Genomic DNA, 2,169 nt, shown 5'->3' on the forward strand with positions numbered 1-2,169 from the left:
CCCTGGCATGTCTCGATTGGCGCTGTTGCCGGTGTGCTGCTGGCGGTCATTCTGCCTCCCCATCACAGCGGCGTAAAGGCACGGCCATGAGCACGACCTTCTGGATCATCATCGCCGGTGCGATCGCGACCTATCTGACGCGCATCGGCGGGCATCTGGTCATCTCCCGCTTCGAAACAATCCATCCGCGCGTCGAGGCCGGTCTCAACGCCGTGCCGGCGGCGGTGCTGACGACGCTGGTGGCGCCGGAACTGTTGAATGCCGGGCCGGCGGAATGGGCGGCTCTGGTGGTTACGGCTGTGGTTTCGTTGCGCGGTGGACTGATGTCGATGTTTCTGGCGGGGGCTGCGGTTCTGATTTTGGCGCGGCAGTTCGTCGGATAAGGCTCTGCCGCAGCAATTACCTCGAACGGAGGCGCTGCCCCTCATTGCCCTGCCGGGCATTTCTCCCCGTGAACGGGGAGAAAGAAAGCTCACCTCAAATCTTCGCGTCGTGCGGCAATGGCGCCGTGGCCTTTTCCAGCCAGGCCAGCGTTTCGCCGTCGAGCATCGGGCCGATCTCGGCCAGCACGCGCGCATGGTACGAGTCCAGCCAGTGCAACTCGTCGCGCGTCAGGAGGTCCGACTGCACCAGCCTGGTATCGATCGGCGCCAGCGTCAGCGTCTCGAAGCCGTGCATGGCGATGTCTCCGCCCTCGATCTCTTGCGCCGGCGTCACCAGGATCAGGTTCTCGATGCGGATGCCGTAGGCGCCTTCCTTGTAGTAGCCGGGCTCGTTGGACAGCATCATGCCTTCGAGCAGCTTTTCGGTGCCGGTGCGGGCGATCCGCTGCGGCCCTTCATGCACGGCCAGATACGAGCCGACGCCATGGCCGGTGCCGTGGGCGAAGTCGCAACCGTGCTTCCACAGCGCCATGCGCGCGACGGCATCGATCTCGGAGCCGCGCGTGCCGGCGGGAAAGCGCAAGGTGGAAATGCCGATCATGCCTTTCAGCACCAGGGTGAAGCGTTCGCGCATCTCCTGCGTCGGCTGGCCGATCGGCACGGTGCGCGTGATGTCGGTGGTGCCGTCCTGATACTGCGCACCGGAGTCGAGCAGGAACAACTCGCCGGCCTGCAGCTTGCGGCTGGTGGCGCGCGACACGCGGTAATGCATGATGGCACCGTTCGGACCGGCGCCCGAAATGGTGTCGAAGGAGACATCGCGCAGCGGCATCTGCGTTTCCTCGCCGGTCTGCCGCCGCGACTCTTCCAGCCGGGTGACCACCGATATCTCATCGAGCGATCCGGGGTTTTGCCGCTCCAGCCAGCACAGAAGCTTCGCCACGGCCGCACCGTCACGGCGATGCGCGGCGCGCGAGCCGTTGATCTCGGCCTGGTTCTTGGTGGCGCGCGGGATGCGGGCGGGGTCTGCTGCTGCAACGACGGCGCCGCCATTGGCCTCGACCAGCATGCGCAGCCGGTCGGCCGCCAGCACCGGGTCAAGCGCGATTTTCGCGCCACTCTTGGCAAGGGCGACGATCGCGGCTTGGAATTCGCCAGGCCCATGCGGCTCGGCGAGTTGGGTGAGATAGGCTGCGACCTGGCGCGAGAATTTGCGCTTATCCATGAAAAGCTGGTGCGACCCATCGGCGGCAAGAATGGCGAAGCCGAGCGCCAGCGGCGTGTGCGGCACGTCGCCGCCGCGGATGTTGAAGGCCCAGGCGATGGAGGAGGGGTCGGTCAGCACCGCATGGGTGGCGCCGTCCTTTGCGATCGCCGCCGCCAACCGCGCGAGCTTGTCCTTGGCGAGCTCGCCGGCAAAGCCGATCGGGTGAAGTTCGACCGGGGCCACCGGCACGTCGGGCTGATCCTTCCAGATGATGTCAATCGGGTTCTTGTCGAGCGGCACCAGCACGGCGCCTGATTTGTCGGCCGAGGCCTGCAGCGCCTTGACCTCGCTGATCGTGTGCAGCCATGGATCGAAGCCGAGCCGTGCGCCCTTGCCAAGATTGTCTTTCAGCCAGACAGCCGGCGGATTGTCGACCAGGCTTTCGATCGAAAAGACGTCCAGGTCGACCTCGCTGCGCACCTGCAGCGTGTAGCGCCCGTCGACAAAGACGAAGGCGCGGTCGCGCAGGACGATGGCGGCGCCGGCCGAGCCGCTGAAGCCGGTCAGCCATTTCAGCCG

General features: G+C 66.0%; 2 protein-coding genes and 1 pseudogene. 2 read left to right on the plus strand and 1 reads right to left on the minus strand.

Going from position 1 to position 2,169, the window contains the following annotated elements; all coding sequences use genetic code 11:
- A pseudogene (locus EOD15_RS37400) lies at positions 1–90 on the plus strand (branched-chain amino acid ABC transporter permease); the annotation flags it as partial.
- Positions 87–383: an AzlD family protein gene (locus tag EOD15_RS33065; protein WP_127320663.1), complete on the plus strand. Its 297-nt coding sequence runs from the start codon at positions 87–89 to the stop codon at positions 381–383. The pseudogene EOD15_RS37400 and the gene EOD15_RS33065, both read left to right, overlap by 4 nt.
- Before the next feature lie 94 nt (positions 384–477).
- Here EOD15_RS33065 and EOD15_RS33070 read toward each other — a convergent pair.
- Positions 478–2,169, minus strand: a 1,692-nt coding sequence (locus EOD15_RS33070) for an aminopeptidase P family protein (RefSeq protein ID WP_148129778.1), incomplete at its 5' end; no start/stop codon positions are given.

The organism is Mesorhizobium sp. M7A.T.Ca.US.000.02.2.1, assembly GCF_003996995.1.
Taxonomy (GTDB): domain Bacteria; phylum Pseudomonadota; class Alphaproteobacteria; order Rhizobiales; family Rhizobiaceae; genus Mesorhizobium.

Excerpts from the sequence above, each read along its gene's own strand:
- EOD15_RS33065 (WP_127320663.1), top strand. The coding sequence starts at position 87 with ATGAGCACGACCTTCTGGATCATCATCGCCGGTGCGATCGCGACCTAT.